Origin of the sequence: Synechococcus sp. H55.7, from assembly GCF_047462395.1 — a bacterium.
In the GTDB taxonomy this organism is placed as follows: Bacteria; Cyanobacteriota; Cyanobacteriia; order Thermostichales; family Thermostichaceae; genus Thermostichus.
Genome location: NZ_JANSJD010000001.1, coordinates 94,307 through 111,195, shown reverse-complemented (window position 1 = coordinate 111,195; position 16,889 = coordinate 94,307). Strand labels below are relative to the sequence as shown.

The 16,889-nt window shown below is 61.7% G+C and carries 16 protein-coding genes; 9 read left to right on the top strand and 7 right to left on the bottom strand.

Annotated elements, in window-relative coordinates:
- Window positions 1-22: 22 nt before the first annotated feature.
- The 5 genes from hisG (at window position 23) to NW851_RS00495 (ending at window position 5,426) form a co-directional block, all read left to right on the top strand.
- Window positions 23-748, top strand: coding sequence for an ATP phosphoribosyltransferase (hisG, locus tag NW851_RS00515; protein ID WP_414336052.1), 726 nt, complete (start codon window positions 23-25; stop codon window positions 746-748).
- 191 nt (window positions 749-939) lie between these two features.
- Window positions 940-1,734 carry a photosystem II manganese-stabilizing polypeptide gene (locus NW851_RS00510; RefSeq protein ID WP_414336054.1) on the top strand — a complete coding sequence of 265 codons (795 nt, stop codon included), beginning with the start codon at window positions 940-942 and terminating at the stop codon, window positions 1,732-1,734.
- A 106-nt stretch (window positions 1,735-1,840) separates the two neighbouring features.
- Window positions 1,841-2,665: a class I SAM-dependent methyltransferase gene (locus tag NW851_RS00505; protein ID WP_414336525.1), complete on the top strand. Its 825-nt coding sequence runs from the start codon at window positions 1,841-1,843 to the stop codon at window positions 2,663-2,665.
- Between the two features lie 506 nt (window positions 2,666-3,171).
- Window positions 3,172-4,356, top strand: a complete 1,185-nt coding sequence (locus tag NW851_RS00500; RefSeq protein ID WP_414335396.1) for an NAD(P)/FAD-dependent oxidoreductase — start codon at window positions 3,172-3,174, stop codon at window positions 4,354-4,356.
- Between the two features lie 101 nt (window positions 4,357-4,457).
- On the top strand, window positions 4,458-5,426 hold the full coding sequence (locus NW851_RS00495) for a GDP-L-fucose synthase family protein (RefSeq protein ID WP_414335395.1): 969 nt from the start codon (window positions 4,458-4,460) through the stop codon (window positions 5,424-5,426).
- Here the strand turns inward: NW851_RS00495 and NW851_RS00490 are convergent.
- From NW851_RS00490 to NW851_RS00480, 3 genes are all read right to left on the bottom strand, one after another.
- Window positions 5,423-6,160, bottom strand: a complete 738-nt coding sequence (locus NW851_RS00490) for a DevA family ABC transporter ATP-binding protein (RefSeq protein WP_414335393.1) — start codon at window positions 6,158-6,160, stop codon at window positions 5,423-5,425. The genes NW851_RS00495 and NW851_RS00490 overlap by 4 nt on opposite strands.
- Window positions 6,161-6,350: 190 nt before the next feature.
- Window positions 6,351-7,535 carry an ABC transporter permease DevC gene (devC, locus tag NW851_RS00485; protein ID WP_414335391.1) on the bottom strand — a complete coding sequence of 395 codons (1,185 nt, stop codon included), beginning with the start codon at window positions 7,533-7,535 and terminating at the stop codon, window positions 6,351-6,353.
- Window positions 7,536-7,545: 10 nt separating this feature from the next.
- Complete coding sequence (locus tag NW851_RS00480) at window positions 7,546-8,697, bottom strand: ABC exporter membrane fusion protein (RefSeq protein ID WP_414335389.1); 1,152 nt, start codon at window positions 8,695-8,697, stop codon at window positions 7,546-7,548.
- Window positions 8,698-8,990: 293 nt separating this feature from the next.
- Here NW851_RS00480 and murC point away from each other — a divergent pair, with 293 nt between their 5' ends.
- The 4 genes from murC (at window position 8,991) to NW851_RS00460 (ending at window position 12,690) form a co-directional block, all read left to right on the top strand.
- A complete protein-coding gene (gene murC, locus NW851_RS00475; RefSeq protein ID WP_414336523.1) occupies window positions 8,991-10,520 on the top strand; it encodes a UDP-N-acetylmuramate--L-alanine ligase in 1,530 nt (509 codons plus the stop codon).
- Complete coding sequence (gene murB / locus NW851_RS00470) at window positions 10,517-11,455, top strand: UDP-N-acetylmuramate dehydrogenase (protein WP_414336521.1); 939 nt, start codon at window positions 10,517-10,519, stop codon at window positions 11,453-11,455. Before murC ends, murB begins: the two co-directional genes overlap by 4 nt.
- Window positions 11,456-11,569: 114 nt before the next feature.
- Window positions 11,570-11,824, top strand: a complete 255-nt coding sequence (locus NW851_RS00465) for a hypothetical protein (RefSeq protein ID WP_414335383.1) — start codon at window positions 11,570-11,572, stop codon at window positions 11,822-11,824.
- A gap of 86 nt (window positions 11,825-11,910) precedes the next feature.
- A complete protein-coding gene (locus NW851_RS00460) occupies window positions 11,911-12,690 on the top strand; it encodes a DUF3598 family protein (RefSeq protein WP_414336519.1) in 780 nt (259 codons plus the stop codon).
- On the opposite strand, the gene NW851_RS00455 is transcribed toward NW851_RS00460, so the two are convergent.
- The 4 genes from NW851_RS00455 to aroB form a co-directional block, all read right to left on the bottom strand.
- Window positions 12,656-13,438, bottom strand: a complete 783-nt coding sequence (locus NW851_RS00455; RefSeq protein ID WP_414336517.1) for an alpha/beta hydrolase — start codon at window positions 13,436-13,438, stop codon at window positions 12,656-12,658. The genes NW851_RS00460 and NW851_RS00455 overlap by 35 nt on opposite strands.
- A 47-nt stretch (window positions 13,439-13,485) precedes the next feature.
- Window positions 13,486-14,388, bottom strand: coding sequence for a ZIP family metal transporter (locus NW851_RS00450; RefSeq protein WP_414336515.1), 903 nt, complete (start codon window positions 14,386-14,388; stop codon window positions 13,486-13,488).
- A 182-nt stretch (window positions 14,389-14,570) separates the two neighbouring features.
- Window positions 14,571-15,578, bottom strand: coding sequence for an aspartate-semialdehyde dehydrogenase (locus NW851_RS00445; protein WP_414334194.1), 1,008 nt, complete (start codon window positions 15,576-15,578; stop codon window positions 14,571-14,573).
- 35 nt (window positions 15,579-15,613) lie between these two features.
- Window positions 15,614-16,738 carry a 3-dehydroquinate synthase gene (aroB, locus tag NW851_RS00440; protein ID WP_414334192.1) on the bottom strand — a complete coding sequence of 375 codons (1,125 nt, stop codon included), beginning with the start codon at window positions 16,736-16,738 and terminating at the stop codon, window positions 15,614-15,616.
- Window positions 16,739-16,889: the final 151 nt, after the last annotated feature.

Here is a 16,889-nt window from a genome sequence, read left to right as displayed (position 1 = left end):
CAGAAGGGATCCCTAAGTGCCTATGTTGACAGCCACCAGCCCTCGGCCAGCTCCGAAGCCCAATACCCCGACGATCACCGTTGCTCTGGCCAAGGGAGCCTTGTTGGCCGACGCTATCCGCTGCTTGCAACAGGTGGGGATCGATTTCAGTCGCTTTTTGGATCCCGGCAACCGCCTGCTGCGGATTGAATCGCCCACCCAGCTCAACGGGCAACGCTACGAGGCGCTGCTGGTGCGCAACCACGACGTGCCGGTGTACGTGGAATACGGACAGGCCGAACTGGGCATCGTCGGCTACGACATCTTGCGAGAGCGCTATGCCGGCAGCGAAGCGCGGGTGGCCCACCTGCTGGACCTGAAGTTCGGCTACTGTCGCATGTCGGTGGCCCTGCCCCAAGATAGTCCCTACACCTCGGCGGCCCAGTTGCCTCCCCATGCCCGCGTGGCTTCCAAGTTTGTCGGCTGCGCCCGCGAGTATTTTGACCGGTTGGATTTGCCGGTGGAAATTATCTCCCTCTACGGCTCGGTGGAACTGGCTCCCCTCACCGGCATGGCCGATGCCATTGTGGACTTGGTGGCCACCGGACGCACCCTGAGGGAAAACGGCCTGGTGGAACGGGACTGCCTTTTCGAGAGCACCGCCCGCCTGATCGCCCATCCCACCAGCTACCGCGTCAACCAACAGCCCATCGGCGAGCTGGTAAACCAGATTCGGGAGCGCTGGCTGGGATCCCTGGGCCCGTTCTGAGGTGGCCGCGAAAGGGTCTCACCCCTTTCTGGCCATCTGGCCGACTTTCCCTAGAGGGTGGGCAACTGGACTTGACCAAGAAACTTCTGCGGGCTCAGCCAAAGAGGGGATCCCTATTGCGTACAATAGGGGCATTCGGGCTTATTTTCCCCAGCAGCATTGAGATTAAAACAGGTTTTTCGAGGTTGCTTATGCGGTACCGTCCACTACTCGCCATCCTGTTGGCGCTCTGTTTGAGCGTCTTTGCCCTGCCGGCGGCGGCTGCCAAGGCCCCGCTGACCTACGACCAGATCCGCAACACCGGCAAGGCCGCCATTTGCCCTTCCGTCTCCGACAATGCCCGCGGCCGCATCGAGGTGCCCAAGGGGGGATCCCTGAAGCTGACCGATGTCTGCTTCCAGCCGGTGCAGATTGAAATCGAAGAGGAAAAGCGGAACGGGGAAAAAGAGTTTATCAAAGCCAAAAACATCATGATCTCGGCGGCCACGCTGGGGCCGATTAAGGCCGAGGTCACCCCCAAAGACGGCGCGCTGGAGTTCAAAGTGGTGGATGGGATCACCTTTCAGCCGACCACCGGTCAGTTGCCCCGCCGCGAGCGGGTGCCGTTTCTGTTCAGCGTGAAGGACTTGGTCGCCACCGCCCAGGGAGCCGCCATCGACCCTTCGACCGACTTTGAAGGCGAGTTCTTGGTGCCCGGCTACCACAGCAGCACCTTCCTCGACCCGCGTGGGCGCGGCTCCAACGCCGGCTACGACACAGCCGTGGGGCTGCAGGCGGCCAAGGACGACTTCGCCACCAACCGCAAGGTGGACGAGGTTTCGCAGGGGAAAATGTCGCTGCGCATTGCCCGCGTGGATCCCAGCACGGGAGAGATGGCCGGCTCGTTTGTCAGCATTCAGCCTTCCAGTACCGAGCAAGGGGCGATGGAACCCCACACCGTCCGCGTCCAGGGCTTGTTCTACGCCCGTCTGGCGCAGGAGTCTTGAAGAGAGCCAATTTTGGGCTTGAGAGGGGCAGGGATCCGGTCGATTCCTGCCCATTCTTGTTGATACTCTGTCTGTCTCGGTTTGCCCGTTGGGGAAGGGGGCAGTGATGGCGGGATCCCACAGCGTTTGTTTTGATCGGGCTGCCGACTTTTACGATGCCACCCGCAGCTTTCCTCCGGCTGTAGAGGAAGAGATCGCCGATGCCATCTTGGCGGCAGTGGGAGCCACTCCTGAGACCCATTTTCTTGAGGTGGGCATTGGGACGGGACGGATTGCGCTGCCGCTGATTCGGCGCGGCTGCCCTTACACAGGAATCGATATTTCCGAACGCATGCTGGCGGTTTTACGGCGCAAAATTGAACAAAGCCTGGGCCAGATGCCGCCGCAGGTGCATCTGCAGATGGCCGATGCCACCCAGTTGCCTTATGGGGATCGCTGTTTCGATGTGGTGATCACCGTGCATGTGTTGCACCTCATCCGCGAGTGGCAACAGGCAATCGCCGAGATCCGGCGCGTGCTCAAGCCAAGTGGGGTCTATCTCTACGGCTACGGCGAGCGGGTGACGAGTGCCCGCCACTCCTTTGAGCTGCGATGGGCCCAAATTCTGGCGGAGCTGGGATTTGAGCCACAACAGGTGGGGGCCAATGCCGAGCAGGTGGAGGCGTTTTTGTGGGCTCAAGGGGCCCATGGGCAGCAGGTAACGGCGGCAGAGTGGCAGACGACCTTCACTGCCCAAGCCTTGTTTGAGCAATACGCCCAGCGCTGCTACAGCAGCTCCTGGTCGGTCCCAGAAGCGATCTTTCAGGCGGCCATCGCCCGCTTGCAAGCCTGGTTTCAAGATACCTATCCCAACCCCAATGCGGTGCTGCTGGGGGAGAGCCGGTTCCAAATGCTGCTGGCCCGCTATCCCACCGATGGCCACCGATCCTAACCCCAACAGCCCGATCAGATCTCCCAAGCGCAGATCTGGGAAAGCCACCACGCTGGCTGCCAGGATCCCCACCACCCAAGCACCCACTTGGCCGATCTGCACCAGCAACAACTGCAGAGAAGGGCTGGAGATCCACCGATTGGCTGCGGATCCCAGCAGGCGCCGCACGGCCCGAACGCCATAGCGGGTGGCCCAGAGGATCACTGCAGCAATCAAGAAGCCCGGCAACAGCTCGATGCCTCGCCCCACCATCTCCAAAAGACTGCGGTTGATGGTTTGAAGTAGTTCGTTCATATCTTTGCCCTTGCTCCGCTATCGACCACGATGAACGCCAGATCACTCTATAACACCGTTGAACTGCGGCGGGAACACTCAATTAGGACTCAGGGAGGCCCTCTGGGGGTTCCTCCTCAGCTAGTATCCGCCACCGCTGAGGTTCTGCTGCGCTTGCTACCCTGAACAGAGCCACTCTGCCGCAAGATGAAGTTCAGGGTAACGAGGGCAGCATGGCCAACTACGACTGGATTGTCATCGGCGGCGGGATCACCGGAGCGGCCTTGAGCTACGAGCTGGCCCGTCAAGGGGGATCCGTTCTCCTCATAGAGAAGGAAGCGCTGCCGCCCAGTGCCACGCGCTACAGCTACGGTGGCCTGGCCCATTGGGCGGGGAAAACCCCCCTGCTCAAAGCTTTGGGGGAAGAAGGGATCCAACGCTACCGCATCCTGTCAGAGGAGCTGGAGGCGGATATTCACTTTCGCGAGCTGGATCTGCTCCTGCCGATTGCCCCTGGCCACCAGCTAGAAGCTGTCGAAGCAGATCTGGCCGACTGTCGCATCCCACCCCGGCGGATTTCTGTAGAGACGGCCTGTGAGCTGGAGCCCCTCTTGCATCCGGCGGCCCTAGAGGGTGTGCTCTGGGCCCGGCATGGCCACATTCACCCCTGGCTGACGACGCTGGCTTTTCAGAAGGCTTTCCACCGCCTGGGCGGATCCCTGCTCTTGCAAACCGTGACGGGCCTGCGGCGACAGGGGCAGCACATTACGGGCGTGGAGACCGATACAAGCTTCTATGGCGCAGCCCAGGTGGTGGTGTGCGCCGGCGGCTGGACGCGGGCTCTGTTGCGCCAGGCCGGGATCCGGGCCCCTATCTACTTCACCCACGCCGAATCCCTCGAGCTGAAGCCTGCAGAGGTGCGGTTGAGAAGCATCGTCATGAGCGCGCCCGTGCGGCGTTTGGAGCTGGAGCGGCAAGCGGCCCACCCCGACCGGGATCCCTTTTGGGATGAGCCGGGGCAGGAGCTCTGCCCGCCGATTTTGGATGTCGGGATCCTGCAATTTGTGGACGGCAGCATTCGCCTGGGCCAGATCAGCCGGGTGCTGACGGATCCCATGGCCGAGGTGGATGCCGCTGCCAGCGAAGCCCAGATCCGGGAACAGGCCGGTCGCTACCTGCCCCAGGTGGCCCGCCTGCCCGGGCGGTGGTATCACTGCTTGGTGGCCTTCAGCGCCGATCACCAGCCTCTGGTCGGATCCCTGCCCGGCTGGGAAGGCCTGCAACTGTTTTCCGGCTTCAGCAACCCTTTGGCCATCGTGCCAGCCCTGGCCCGTCGTTTCGCCCAACAGGCTTATGGACAAGTGGACGAATGGATCCCTGCTCTGTCTCCGGGGCGGTTTGTCCAGGTTTTGAGTTGAATACCTCACCTGTCGATTGTCAATGGCCATCGCCGAACAGCTCTGAGATACGGCTATCCCATCTGCCGCATAATGGAAGCCGGGGATTTTCCGCGTCGGACATGATGCTCAACAGTGTGCCCAGTGCCATCGATCTCAGCCAAAAGCGCATCTTGCTCACGGGGGGCAGCGGCTTTTTGGGCAAACATGTGCTGCAGCAGTTGCAAGTGCTGGGGGTGAAGCCGGAGCAGGTGCGGATCCCGCGCTCCCGCACCCACGACCTGCGCCGCTGGGAAGTCTGCCAAGAGGTGGTGCAGGGGCAAGATATCGTCATCCATTTGGCGGCCCACGTGGGCGGCATCGGCCTCAACCAGGCCAAGCCGGCGGAGCTTTTCTACGACAACCTGATCATGGGATCCCAGCTCATCCACGCCGCCTATCTAGCTGGGGTGGAGAAGTTTGTCTGCGTGGGCACCATCTGCGCCTATCCCAAGTTCACCCCCGTCCCCTTCAAGGAAGAAGATCTCTGGAACGGCTACCCGGAGGAGACCAACGCCCCCTACGGCATCGCCAAGAAAGCCCTGCTGGTGCAACTGCAGGCCTACCGGCAGCAATATGGCTTCAACGGCATCTACCTCCTGCCGGTGAACCTCTACGGCCCCATGGACAACTTCGATCCGGAAAGCTCCCACGTGATCCCGGCCTTGATCCGCAAGGTCCACGAGGCGCAGCAGCGGGGCCAGAACTACGTCGAGGTGTGGGGAGATGGCAGCCCCACCCGCGAGTTTTTCTACGCCGAAGATGCCGCCCGCGGCATTCTCCTGGCCACCCAGCTCTACAACAGCTCCGAGCCCCTGAACCTGGGCACCGGCGAGGAGATCTCCATCCGAGATCTGATTGCCCTCATCTGCGAGCTGATGGAGTTTCGGGGCGAGATCCGCTGGCAAACGGACAAGCCCAACGGCCAGCCGCGCCGCTGCCTGGACATCTCCAAGGCCCGCGAGAGGATTGGTTTTGTGGCCAAGGTGGGGCTGCGGGAGGGGCTGCAGCGCACCATCGATTGGTACCGCCGCCACGCGCCAGCCGGCTAGGCGACAACCTGGCTCTCCAGACGGCCATCTTCCATGTGCAGCACCCGGTCGGCGATGTCGAGGATGCGGTTGTCGTGGGTCACCATCAGGATGGTGCAGCCCTGCTCCCGCGCCAACTTCTCCATCAGGGTCACCACCTCGCGGCCCGACTTGCTGTCCAGGGCTGCCGTCGGCTCATCCGCCAGCACCAATTTGGGGTGGCTGACCAGGGCCCGCGCGATGGCCACCCGCTGCTTCTGCCCACCCGAAAGTTGTTCGGGGTAGTAGTGGACGCGATCCTCGAGACCCACCGCCGCCAGCATCGCTTCCGCCCGCTCTTGGGCTTCCTGGGCGGAAAGGCCGTTGTGCAGCTCCAGAGCCATACGCACATTTTGGGCTGCCGTCAGGGAGCGCAGCAGGTTGTGGGCCTGGAAGATGTACCCCACCTGGCGGCGGATCTGGATGAGGGTGTTGGGCTGGGCGCCCCGCAGCTCCTGCCCCAACACCCGCAAGCTGCCCTCCTGCACCGAGCGCAAAGCTCCCAGGAGCGTGAGCAGCGTGGTCTTGCCGGAGCCGGAGGGGCCGGTCAACAACACGATCTCCCCCGGCTGCAAAACGAAGTTGATGTCAAAAAGCACTTGCTTGCGCAGGGATCCCTCGCCGAAGTAGTGGTTCACCCCTTCGGCTTTGACCACCGGCTCAACGGCATTTTGGGTGGAGGCGAGGGCGGCTTGATCGAGAAGGGAAGGCAGCATAGAGAGCTCAAAATCTCAAACAACTTGGGTTGACAACTTATCGTGGGCCATCATGGGAACTGCCGCGATTGAACCATCCAGAAACCTTTGGCCGGAGATCATTGAAAGGATCCCAGAAGTTTTTGGGCAGTTGAGTTCAAGCCATTCAACAATCCATTTCCTCTCCCCCATGCAACGCCTTGCCAAAACTTTAGAAAATATCGGCGGGATCGGCTGCCCGCAGGCGCCGCACGGCAATAGCTCCTGAGATAAAGCACATACTCACCGCCAGGAGCAGCACCAGCACCGCCCGGTTGAAGGTCATGGCAATTGGCAGCAACGTGGCATTGGCCGTCAAATCGTAGAGCAAAACCGCCAGGGCAAAAGCGGGAATATATCCCAGACCGGCCAGCAAAATAGCTTCTTGAAACACCACCCCCAGCAAGTAAGTATCCGTGTAGCCCATGGCCTTAAGGGTGGCATATTCCGCCAGGTGATCCGACACATCGGTGTAGAGGATCTGATAGACAATCACAATGCCGACGATGAAACCCATGGCCACCCCCAGGCCGAAAATAAAGCCGATGGCCGTGCCCTCCTCCCAGTAGCTTTGCTCCATATCGATAAACTCTGCCCGCGACAGCACCCGCACATCCTCCGGCAGCAAAGCCCGCATCTGCTGCACCAACGGCTGGGGATCCACCCCCGGCTGCAGTTGCACCACACCGATATCCACGAGGCCGCGCTCCCGCTGGGGAAAAATGCGCAGGAAGTTGAGGTCGCTGGTGAGGATGGTGCCGTCGGCGCCAAAGGTAGCCCCCATCTCAAACAGACCCCCCACCTGGACGCGGCGGTTCCCCACCTCGGTAAAGACCTCTCGACCGGACTCAAACCATTCCGGGATGGGGCCAAACTCGCTGCGGGAGCGGCGGTCGAAGAGCACCACGTCCGCCTTCTTGATCTCCTCCAACTTGTCGGGGGTCAGCTCCGGCAACTCCAGCAGGTCGGCAGAGGGATCCACCCCCACCACAAAGATGCTGCGGGTGCGGCGGGTCTGGGGGTTTTTCCAGAGGGCAAAGCCTACATAGACGGGCGAGATGGCCCGTACCCCCTCAAAGCCCAGTGCCTGGTACAGCCGCCGCTGGGAAAAGGTGTTCATGGCAATGAGGGCGTTGGACTGGGGGCTGACCAGGAAGATCTCCCCCTTGAGGGCGACATGGAAGCGGATGGCGCTCTCCAGCAGGCTGTCTTGGAAGCCCAACTGCATAAACATAAGGATGCAGGCAAAGGCAATGCCCGCCAGGGCCACCAGCAGGCGGATCTTCTCCCGCGTCAACTGCAGCCAGGCCAACGGGATGCGGCGCCCGATAAACGCTACGCTGAACAGGCCGGACATCGTCCCCCCCCTACCCCTCGACCTCGATGGCCACATCCACTTGCAGGTTGGTCAGGCCAGCCACGCGGGCGCTGCTTTCCGGATCCAGGCGGATATACACCTCCACCACACGGGCATCTACATCGGCGGCGGGGTCGGTGTTGAGCACGTCTTTCTTGCCGATTTGCAGGCCCAGGCGCTCGACCCGGCCCTGCAACGTTTCTGGCAGCGCGCGGTTGCTGATGGTGGCCCGTTGTCCGGGCCGCACCCGCAGGATGTCGGTTTCGTAGACCTCCGCCACCACCATCATCTGGTCGGTGTTGCCCAGCTCGAGGATCCCTTTGTCGGCAGCGATAACTTCCCCAGGATGGGTATGGATCTTGAGCACCTGGCCGGCCCGGGGGGCGCGGATGAGGGTGCGCTCCAGGCGGGCTTCGGCCAGCTCCAGGTTGCGGGCCAGGGATCCCAGTTGCACTTGCGCTTGGGCCCGCCTCAGCCCTGCTTCAGCGGCTTGCACCTGGGCTTGGGCGTTGCGCAGATCCCGCTCGCGGGCCAGGCGCAGTTGATCCAGAGTGGCCTCAGCGGCCCGCAAGTCCTCCTGCCGTTGCCGCACCAGCAGAGCCTTCTGGTCGAGCTCCTGCTGGGAGATAGCCCCCTCCTGCCACAGGGTCTGAAAGCGAGCCAGGTTGGCCTCAGCATCGGCCAGCTCCGCCCGAAGGCGCTCCACCACCGCCTCTTGGGATCGGATCTGCAACTGTTGCGGTTCGTCTAGACGGTTGAGGCGGGTGCGCGCCTCTTCAACTTGGGCTTGGCCAAAGCGGGTCTCGGCCTCTAGTCGGGCGCGGGCTTCTTGCAGTTGGGCGGCAGCATACTCCCGCTCCGCCAGGCGCTCGCCATAGTTTTCCAGTCGCGCCAGCACTTGGCCTGCCACCACGCGATCCCCTTCAGCCACCAACATCTCGCCCACCCGCTCCCCAGGGGGGCCGGCCACCTGCACCACTTCTCCTTCCGGCTCCAGGCGCCCCAGGGCGCCAATACGGGGGGGCAGCCGGATTTCCACTGTCGCCTCAGCATTTTCTGAGATGGACTGAGTGGCTGCCTGCCGACTCAGGCCCAGCCAGGCTAGGCTGGCACAGCCCAGCAGCGCAGCTCCCGCCGTCCACCAGAGCACCCGCCGATTCATTAGTTCCCCACTCGCTTTGGTTCCGTAGTTGGGCACCGCAAACGTGCAAACGGTTGCTGTGTCGCCAATTCTTTAATAAATGTAAATTTTGCGAGCTGAGGATGTCCAGGTTTTTCCTGGGTGCTTGCTTTTGTTTTTTTTCCTAAATCTGGGTTGATCTGTCGGCCTTCGGCAGCCCTCAGGGGCAAAAGCTACCTAGCCGTAGGAATTCCTGATATGATCTGCCCTGTTTGGTGCCTCTCTGCAGGTGCCGATTTTTTGGGTGTGGTGGCAAGGAGTGAGGTGGAGTTGCGATGGTGGAGACAATTGGAGGAGGGGATCCCGTCACGCCGTCGCCGGTTCATTCTCAGCCTTTGCTCCCGCATCGGGATCCCTTCAATCCCCTTCTTTCCACTTATCACTTTGTGGGCATCGGTGGGGTGGGGATGTCGGCTCTGGCCTACATTTTGGCCAAGCAGGGGTTTCGCGTTTCCGGCTCAGATATTGCCGCCAATGGCCGTACCCGTCGCCTGGAAGCCTTGGGGGTACGCTTTATTCAGGGCCACACTCTAGAGGGTTTGGCCGGGGATCCCCAGGTGGTCTATTCCAGCGCCATCCGCCCCAGCAACCCGGAATTGGCAGCGGCTCTAGACAAGGGACTAAAGGTTTGGCATCGAGCTGATTTACTGGCCGCCTTGTTTAACCATCGCCCCAGCATCGGCGTGGCGGGCACCCACGGCAAGACCACTACTAGCAGTATGATTGGCTACATGCTGCTGGCGGCGGGCTGGGATCCCACCTTGATTATCGGTGGGGAGATGGATGCCTGGGATGGCAACGCCCGTCTGGGCCAGGGGGAATATTGGGTGGCGGAGGTGGATGAGTCGGATGGATCCCTGGTGCGGCTTTACCCCAAGATTGGCGTGATCACCAACATCGAGCTGGATCACCCCGATCATTACGCCAATCTGGAGCAGGTAATCCGGGCCTTTCAGCAGTACGGGCAGCAGAGCCAAACCCTGGTGGCTTGCCTAGATTGCCCCAACGTGGCCACCCACCTGGCGGTGGACATTGGCTACAGCCTGGCCGGCCATCCCCAAGCCCAGTACCAGGCGCGCGAGATCGTCTATGCCGCGGACTTTACCTCCGCCGAGATCTGGGAGAGGGGATCCCTCCTCGGCCAGCTCCGCCTGCAGGTACTGGGATCCCACAACCTCAGCAACGCTTTGGCCGCCGTTGCCGTCGGGCGGCAGTTGGGCTTGGAGTTCCCCGTGATTGCCTCTGCTCTGGCCCAGTTTCGGGGGGTGCAGCGCCGCTTTGAAGCCAAGGGCGAGGTGGGCGGGGTCACCTTTATCGACGACTATGCCCACCATCCCAGCGAGGTTCGCGCCACGCTGCGGGCGGCCCATCTGCAGCAGCGGCGGGTGGTGGCGGTGTTTCAGCCCCATCGCCACAGCCGCTTGGCCGCCTTGTTCCAAGATTTTGCCCGCTGCTTCGAGAATGCAGATGTGGTGGTGATCGTGCCCACCTATGGGGCCGGAGAAGCGTCCCCTGAGGGCTCCGATAGCTTGCGGTTAGCCGTAGCGGTGGCGGAGCACCATCCCCAGGTGCGCTACGTGTCCTCTTTGCCGCAATTGCCGCAGATGTTGGCCTCTGTTTTGCAGCCTGGAGATCTCGCTATTTTTTTGGGCGCAGGTGATCTCAATCAGCAGATAGCCGCTACGATGCGGGCCTATGCGGCTCGGGTGGGGGAACAGCCTCTGGCAGACTTGGGGGAGAAATTGCCGGGGCAAGCGGAGAATGGGATCGGGGAGATGGGGGCTTCTGAGGTATTGGCATCATGACTACAGCTCCCTGCGTGCCCAATACCTCCAGCGTTGCCCGACTCTCTGGACGGATGCAAGCGGCGATCCCGTTGGCCCCTCTGACCAGCTTCCGGGTGGGCGGCAAGGCGGAGTGGTATTGCGAGCCGCACAACAATCTGGAGCTGCAGCAATGTTTGGCCTGGGCGCGGGCGCAAGGGATCCCTGTCACCCTGTTGGGGGCGGGCAGCAACCTGCTCATCAGCGATGCTGGCCTGCCGGGGCTGGTGATCCACACCCGGCGTTTGCGCGGGATGCAACTGTTGGAGGGGGGGAGGATCTGGGCCGCTGCCGGAGAACCTTTGGTTAACCTGGCGCGGGCAGCCGCCAAGCGGGGCTGGAGCGGCTTGGAATGGGCCATCGGGATCCCGGGCACGCTGGGGGGAGCAGTGGTGATGAATGCCGGCGCCCACGGACGCGCCATGGCGGACGTGTTGGTGGAAGTGCAGATTTTGGATGAAGAGCAGGAGCCCTGCCGCTTAGAACCTGTCGATCTGCAATTTGGCTACCGCCGCTCTCGCCTGCAGGACTTGCCCTGGACGGTGACGGGGGCAACGCTGCAGTTACTCCCAGGCCGGGATCCGGCCCAGGTGCAGTGGGAAACCCAGCGCAACCTCAACCAGCGCCTCAGCTCTCAGCCCTATCATCTGCCCAGTTGTGGCAGCGTCTTTCGCAACCCCGAAACTTATCCTGCCGGCTGGTTAATTGAGCAGACCGGTCTAAAGGGCTACCGGATTGGTGGGGCCCAGATCTCCGAGCGCCATGCCAATTTCATCCTCAACTGTGGCCAGGCCAGCGCCAACGACATCTACCGTCTGATTTGCTTGGCCCAAGAAAAGGTTTATCAACGATGGTCGATACTTCTGGAGCCAGAAGTGCGCATCCTGGGATCTTTTGACGATCCTTTGATGAGCTAATTTGGCCTGCTCCGTTTGTTTCTTTGATGATTTGATGATTCTGGTCTTACACTGTTCTCACCAGTCCTTGATGGATCCTCGTTGATTACTTTGCGTCGGCTTATGAGTCAGGATATGGCTACTTTACGTCGTTTAATTCGACGGCTCAATCAGTCCCACACCACCGCAGAAGAACGCCGCTATTTGGTGGAGATCGGCAGTTTGGCTGCCTTGCTCAGCGGGGAAGAAGCGGCTGCCTTGGCTCAGGATCCCACACAGCTCAGCGCCGAGCAGCACTATCGCATTTGGGATTGGGTGCGTCGCTGGGAACGGGAACACCGCCACGAAGACCTGGACTGGGATCCTACTTCAGACCGGCACAACGACTAAAACTCGAAAGGACTCCGCCCGCTACGGGATCCCGGATAGGATCTTAGGACAGAAGCCATCTCCCCAGTCTTACGTCACATGGCTTTATGAAAACCCAGAGACAATGTCTGGCCCTGCACCTGGGAGAATGGCACGGCCTGTTTTGCGAGTATCGACCCACCGCCCACGGCTGGGAACTCGTGGGCCAAAAGCGCAGCCTCATCACCTTTGAGGCTTTGGATTTGGGTGCGATCCGCCAAACCAATGCCTACTACCCCCTAGAGGGATCCCCTACCCCAGAAAGCCGCCAGAGCTGGGTCTATGAGGATTTCTCGCCCGGCTTGCGCTTTTTTCCCGATGGCTCCTTTTCCAACGGGCGGCTGCAACTGGCGCCATTTGGCGATTTTGCCGTCGAGCAGGGCTTCCTCTGGGGGGATCGCAAGGCGCGGCTGGTGCAACAGTGGGATCCCCAGGGCCGATTGGTGGGGGTGACCGTCATCTTGGAGCGGCGCGGCCAAGCGCTGGATCTTGCTGCCGACTTTCCCTCACTTACCAAAGCGCAACTGGGCCTGGCCCTGCAAGGGCGATGGCGGGGGATCGCCCAGAGCTTTTCTGCAGTTGATAGCCTGCCCAGCGAAACTGAAGTTCAGTTTTGGGGGGAAGAGGAAACAGGGATCCGGGCTCCCTTGCCGGGGGGGCTGTGGATTGGCGGGCCGGATCCCTTGCCCATCCCCACCCTGCATCGGGATCGCCGCTTTTCCGTCAGCCTAGGCTGGTTTCCGGAAGGGCCGGAAGGCCGCCACCTGCTGCGCCTGGTGCGGGACTACGACGAGGGCGGCGCCTGGCAACGGGTTACGCTGATCCGGCTGGAACGGGATCCTGGGTGAGAAAGGTGCAAACCTGGGCAAACACCGTCTCCCGCTCACAGTCCAACGTGAGAATGTGGTCGGAGTGCTCCAGCCAATGCAGGCTCTTCTGGGCGGATCCCAGTTCTTGATAAAGCCACGCTGCTTGTTCAGGATCCACCACCGTATCTTGGCGCGGCTGCAGGATGAGGGTGGGAACCTGGACACTGGCCACCTCCCCCTTGACCCGCTCGATGAGCTCAAGGGCGCTGCGCACTGCCGTCAGATGGAAGCTGCGAAAATAGGCCACTTTTTCTGCCAGCGCGCGGGCATCGCCATCCCGAATCGCTAGGCGGAAGCGAGGGACATCTTCCAAGAGCCAGCCCAGGCTGTTGAGGTACTGCTCTGGGCGAAAGAGATAGTACCAGTGGTGGCGAATGGCAAAAAACGGCGCCAGCAGCACCAATTTGTGGACAGGATGGGCAAAGGCCAGGTGCAGCGCCAACAGGCAGCCGGTGGAAAACCCCACCAGCGAAACACGCGGGTACTCCTGCCGCAGGGCTAGGTAATGTTCCAAAACCCGCCCGTACCAGTCGGTCCAGCGGGAAGGGGGCATGCGGGGTGCTGGACGCTCGTGGCCAGGGTAGTTAAACCCCTGCACCGTCAGGCCGGCTGCCAGCAACCGCTCCGCCAGCCACTGCAACTCGTAGACGCCACCCCCCAACCCATGGAGCAGCAGGCAGGCGTGCTCCCTTGATCCCCGCCACAGAAAAGGCTCGTTGCTCAGCATCAAAACCTCGTGTCAAGACTTGACCCAGGTCAGGACAGGATCCCTTTTTAACCCAGGGCAATGTCCAGCAGCAGCATCACCACAAACCCACTGAGAACGCCAAAGGTGCCCTCCCGCTCCAACCCCCGCCGGTGCGACTCGGGGATGATCTCATCTGAGATCACAAACAACATCGCCCCGGCGGCAAAGGCCATGCCCCAGGGCAGCAGGGACTGCGCCAGAGAAACCACTGTCGCTCCCACGATGCCGCCGATGGGCTCCACCAGCCCGGTCAGCAGAGCGATGGCAAAAGCAAATAGCCGCGAGTACCCCTGGCCTGCCAGCGACAAGGCCACCACCAGCCCTTCCGGCATGTTCTGCAGGCCGATCCCCAGTGCCAGCACCAGCCCATCGCCGACTTGGCCGGTGGCAAACCCCACCCCCACCGCCAGGCCTTCTGGGAAGTTGTGCAGGGCAATGGCGATGATAAAAAGCCAGATCCGCTTTAGATGGGCGCGGTTCTCCCCTTCGATCCCTTTAAAGAAGTGCTCGTGGGGAAGAAACTGGTGGGCACTCTCCAGGAAGATCGCCCCCAGCAACAGGCCCGCCACCATCACCACGGCCGCCCCCAACTGGGAATATCCCAGTGCCAGCGCCGCCTCGGTGCCCGGCACCAGCAGCGAAAACGAGGTGGCGGCCAACATCACCCCACCCCCAAACCCCAGCAGGATCCCTTGCACCCTCTCCGAGAGTGAGGGGAGAAACAGCGCCGGCAAAGCCCCCAGCCCCGTCGCCAAGCCAGCCACCAAGCTGGCCAGGGATCCCGTTGCAATAGGATGCACAAGCCACTCTCCGTCAAGGACAAACGCCTCTCGATTCTCCCCTTTTTCCAGCGGGCTGGGAAATTCCCAAAAGAACTTCCCTTCTACCCGCTTCTTTTTCTCGACAGCGGCTCCGGTTAACGGAAACACCACTCAATTCACTGGAGGAAAGTAGCTGGGGGTGGAGCCTGCACAGTTACTATCCCTGTAAAAACGGCAGTGGCCTTGGCACCAGCCGGCACCTACTCCTACCCCAACTCCCCAGTCACGTTGAACAGCACGCAGGCGGCTCCTGTTCAGGCCGGGCCTGTTACTTGGACAGTGGTGGTGAACTAGTCCTTCAAAAGCAGCTCGGCAATTTGAATGGCGTTGAGGGCTGCTCCTTTGCGGATCTGATCCCCGCACAGCCACAGCTCTAGGGCTTTGGGCTCGGAGATGTCCTGGCGGAGGCGGCCCACGGCCACTTCGTCTTTGCCGGCTACATCAATGGGCATGGGGAAGCGGTTGCGTTCCCAATCTTCGATGAGCACCACCCCAGGAGCCTGGGCCAGAATTTGTCGGGCCTTTTCCACCGGGAAGGGCTGCTCGAACTCCAGGTTGAGGGCCTCGGCATGGGTGCGCAGCACCGGTACCCGCACGCAGGTAGCCGTCAGCCGTAGGTGGGGGGATCCCATAATTTTGCGGGATTCGTTGACCATCTTCATCTCTTCCTGGCAGTAGCCGTTTTCTTGCAGGGGGCTGTTGTGGAGGAAGAGGTTGAAGGCAATGGGATAGGGGAACACCTGCGGCTGCAACGGTTGGCCTTGCAGGTAGGCGCGGGTTTGCTCCTCTAGCTCCACCATGGCGCGGGCCCCGGCCCCGCTAGCGGACTGGTAGGTGGCAGCCACCACGCGGCGCAGCGGGATGTGGCGATGCAGCGGGTAGATGGCCACGCACATTAGGATGGTGGTGCAGTTGGGGTTGGCGAGGATCCCCTGGTGGCGAAAGGCTTCTTGGGGGTTGACCTCCGGCACCACCAGCGGGACATCGGGATCCAGGCGGAAGGCGCTGGAGTTGTCGATTAGCACTGCCCCTGCCTCGACGATGGCCTTGGCCCAAGTTTTGGAAACACTCGCCCCGGCAGAGGCCAACACCAGATCCAGACCCCGAAAGGACGCTTCTGCAACCGGCTCCACCGGGATCCGTTCTCCCTTGAAGGTCAAGTGGGTGCCCGCCGAGCGGGGCGAGGCCAACAGCTTCAGCTCTGCCACCGGAAAGCGGCGCTCTTCCAGCAGCTTTAGCAGCTCCATTCCTACGGCTCCTGTGGCCCCCAAGATGGCTACCCGTTGTTGCCGTCCCATGCTTTCTTGTCCTCAGGTCTTCCTAATTCTAGGGTTCAAGAGGTTCCTGTCATTGCGGCCAGAGCGGCCTGCACATCCGCCAGCTCAACTTGATCGGTCAGCTCCGCTTGGCCAATCCGGCGGGGCAGAACGAAGCGGATCCGCCCTTGCTTGACTTTTTTGTCTGCCTGCAGCGCCTGCAGCACTGCCTCCCAAGGGATCCCGGCGGGCCAGTGGCTGGGCAGCCCTGCCCTTTCGATAAGGCGTCGCTGCCGCTCGGCCTCAGTCGCGCTCCACCACCCCAGGCGACGGGCGATCTCCCCCGCAGCCACCATGCCAATGGCAACCGCCTCCCCGTGCAGGTAGCGGCGGTAGCCGGTAACGGCTTCCAGGGCATGGCCGAGGGTGTGGCCGTAGTTGAGGATGGCCCGCAGGCCCCCCTCTCGTTCGTCCTGTTGTACCACCCAGGCTTTGCACTCGGCACAGCGGCGCAGCAGATAGTGCAGGTCGGCGGGAGCAAAGTCGGCATAGCGGCTCAGCTTGGGCCGGTCTTGCAAAAACTCAAACAGGTCGGCAGCCTGGATGACGCCGTATTTGATCACTTCCGCCAGGGCAGAGGTAAATTCCCGCCGGGGCAAGGTCTGCAACACCGTTGGATCGATCCACACCAGGCGCGGCTGGTAGAAGGCCCCAATTAGGTTTTTCCCGCCGGGATGGTTGACGCCAGTCTTGCCGCCAATGGCCGCATCCACCATGGCCAAAAGCGAGGTGGGCACCTGCACCCAAGGGATCCCGCGCAGCCAGGTGGCGGCAGCAAACCCCACCATATCCCCGATTACCCCGCCTCCCAGGGCCACGAGGGTGGAAGAGCGCTCCAGGCCAAAGCTCAAGGCAGCATCGTAGATCTTGGCCACGGAGCGCAGGGTCTTGTAGCGCTCGCCGGCGGGCAACAGAAAAAGATGAGCGGCAAACCCGGCTTGCTGCAACCCTTGCACCAACTTTTCGGCAAAATGCTTGGCAATACCCGGATGGCTCACCACCAGCACCTTGCCGGCTAGCCCCAAAGCTCGCATCTGGGATCCCAACTGGCTGAGGCTGTGGCCGCCGGAACCTGCGGGGGACTGGATGAGAATGTCGTAGGAGCCGTGGGGAAGCTTGACAGGGATCAGACAGGGATCCATAGGTGCTGCTGTTGGAAGGGTTGGGATCCAGTGTGGCATGGTCTTTCAGGCAGGTGCGGGTTATCCCTACAGTTATCTGCACTACAAAGTTGTATCTCTTGCTACGAAACGAGACCCAGTTCTATGATGGAGATGGCCAGGCAAGTCCAGA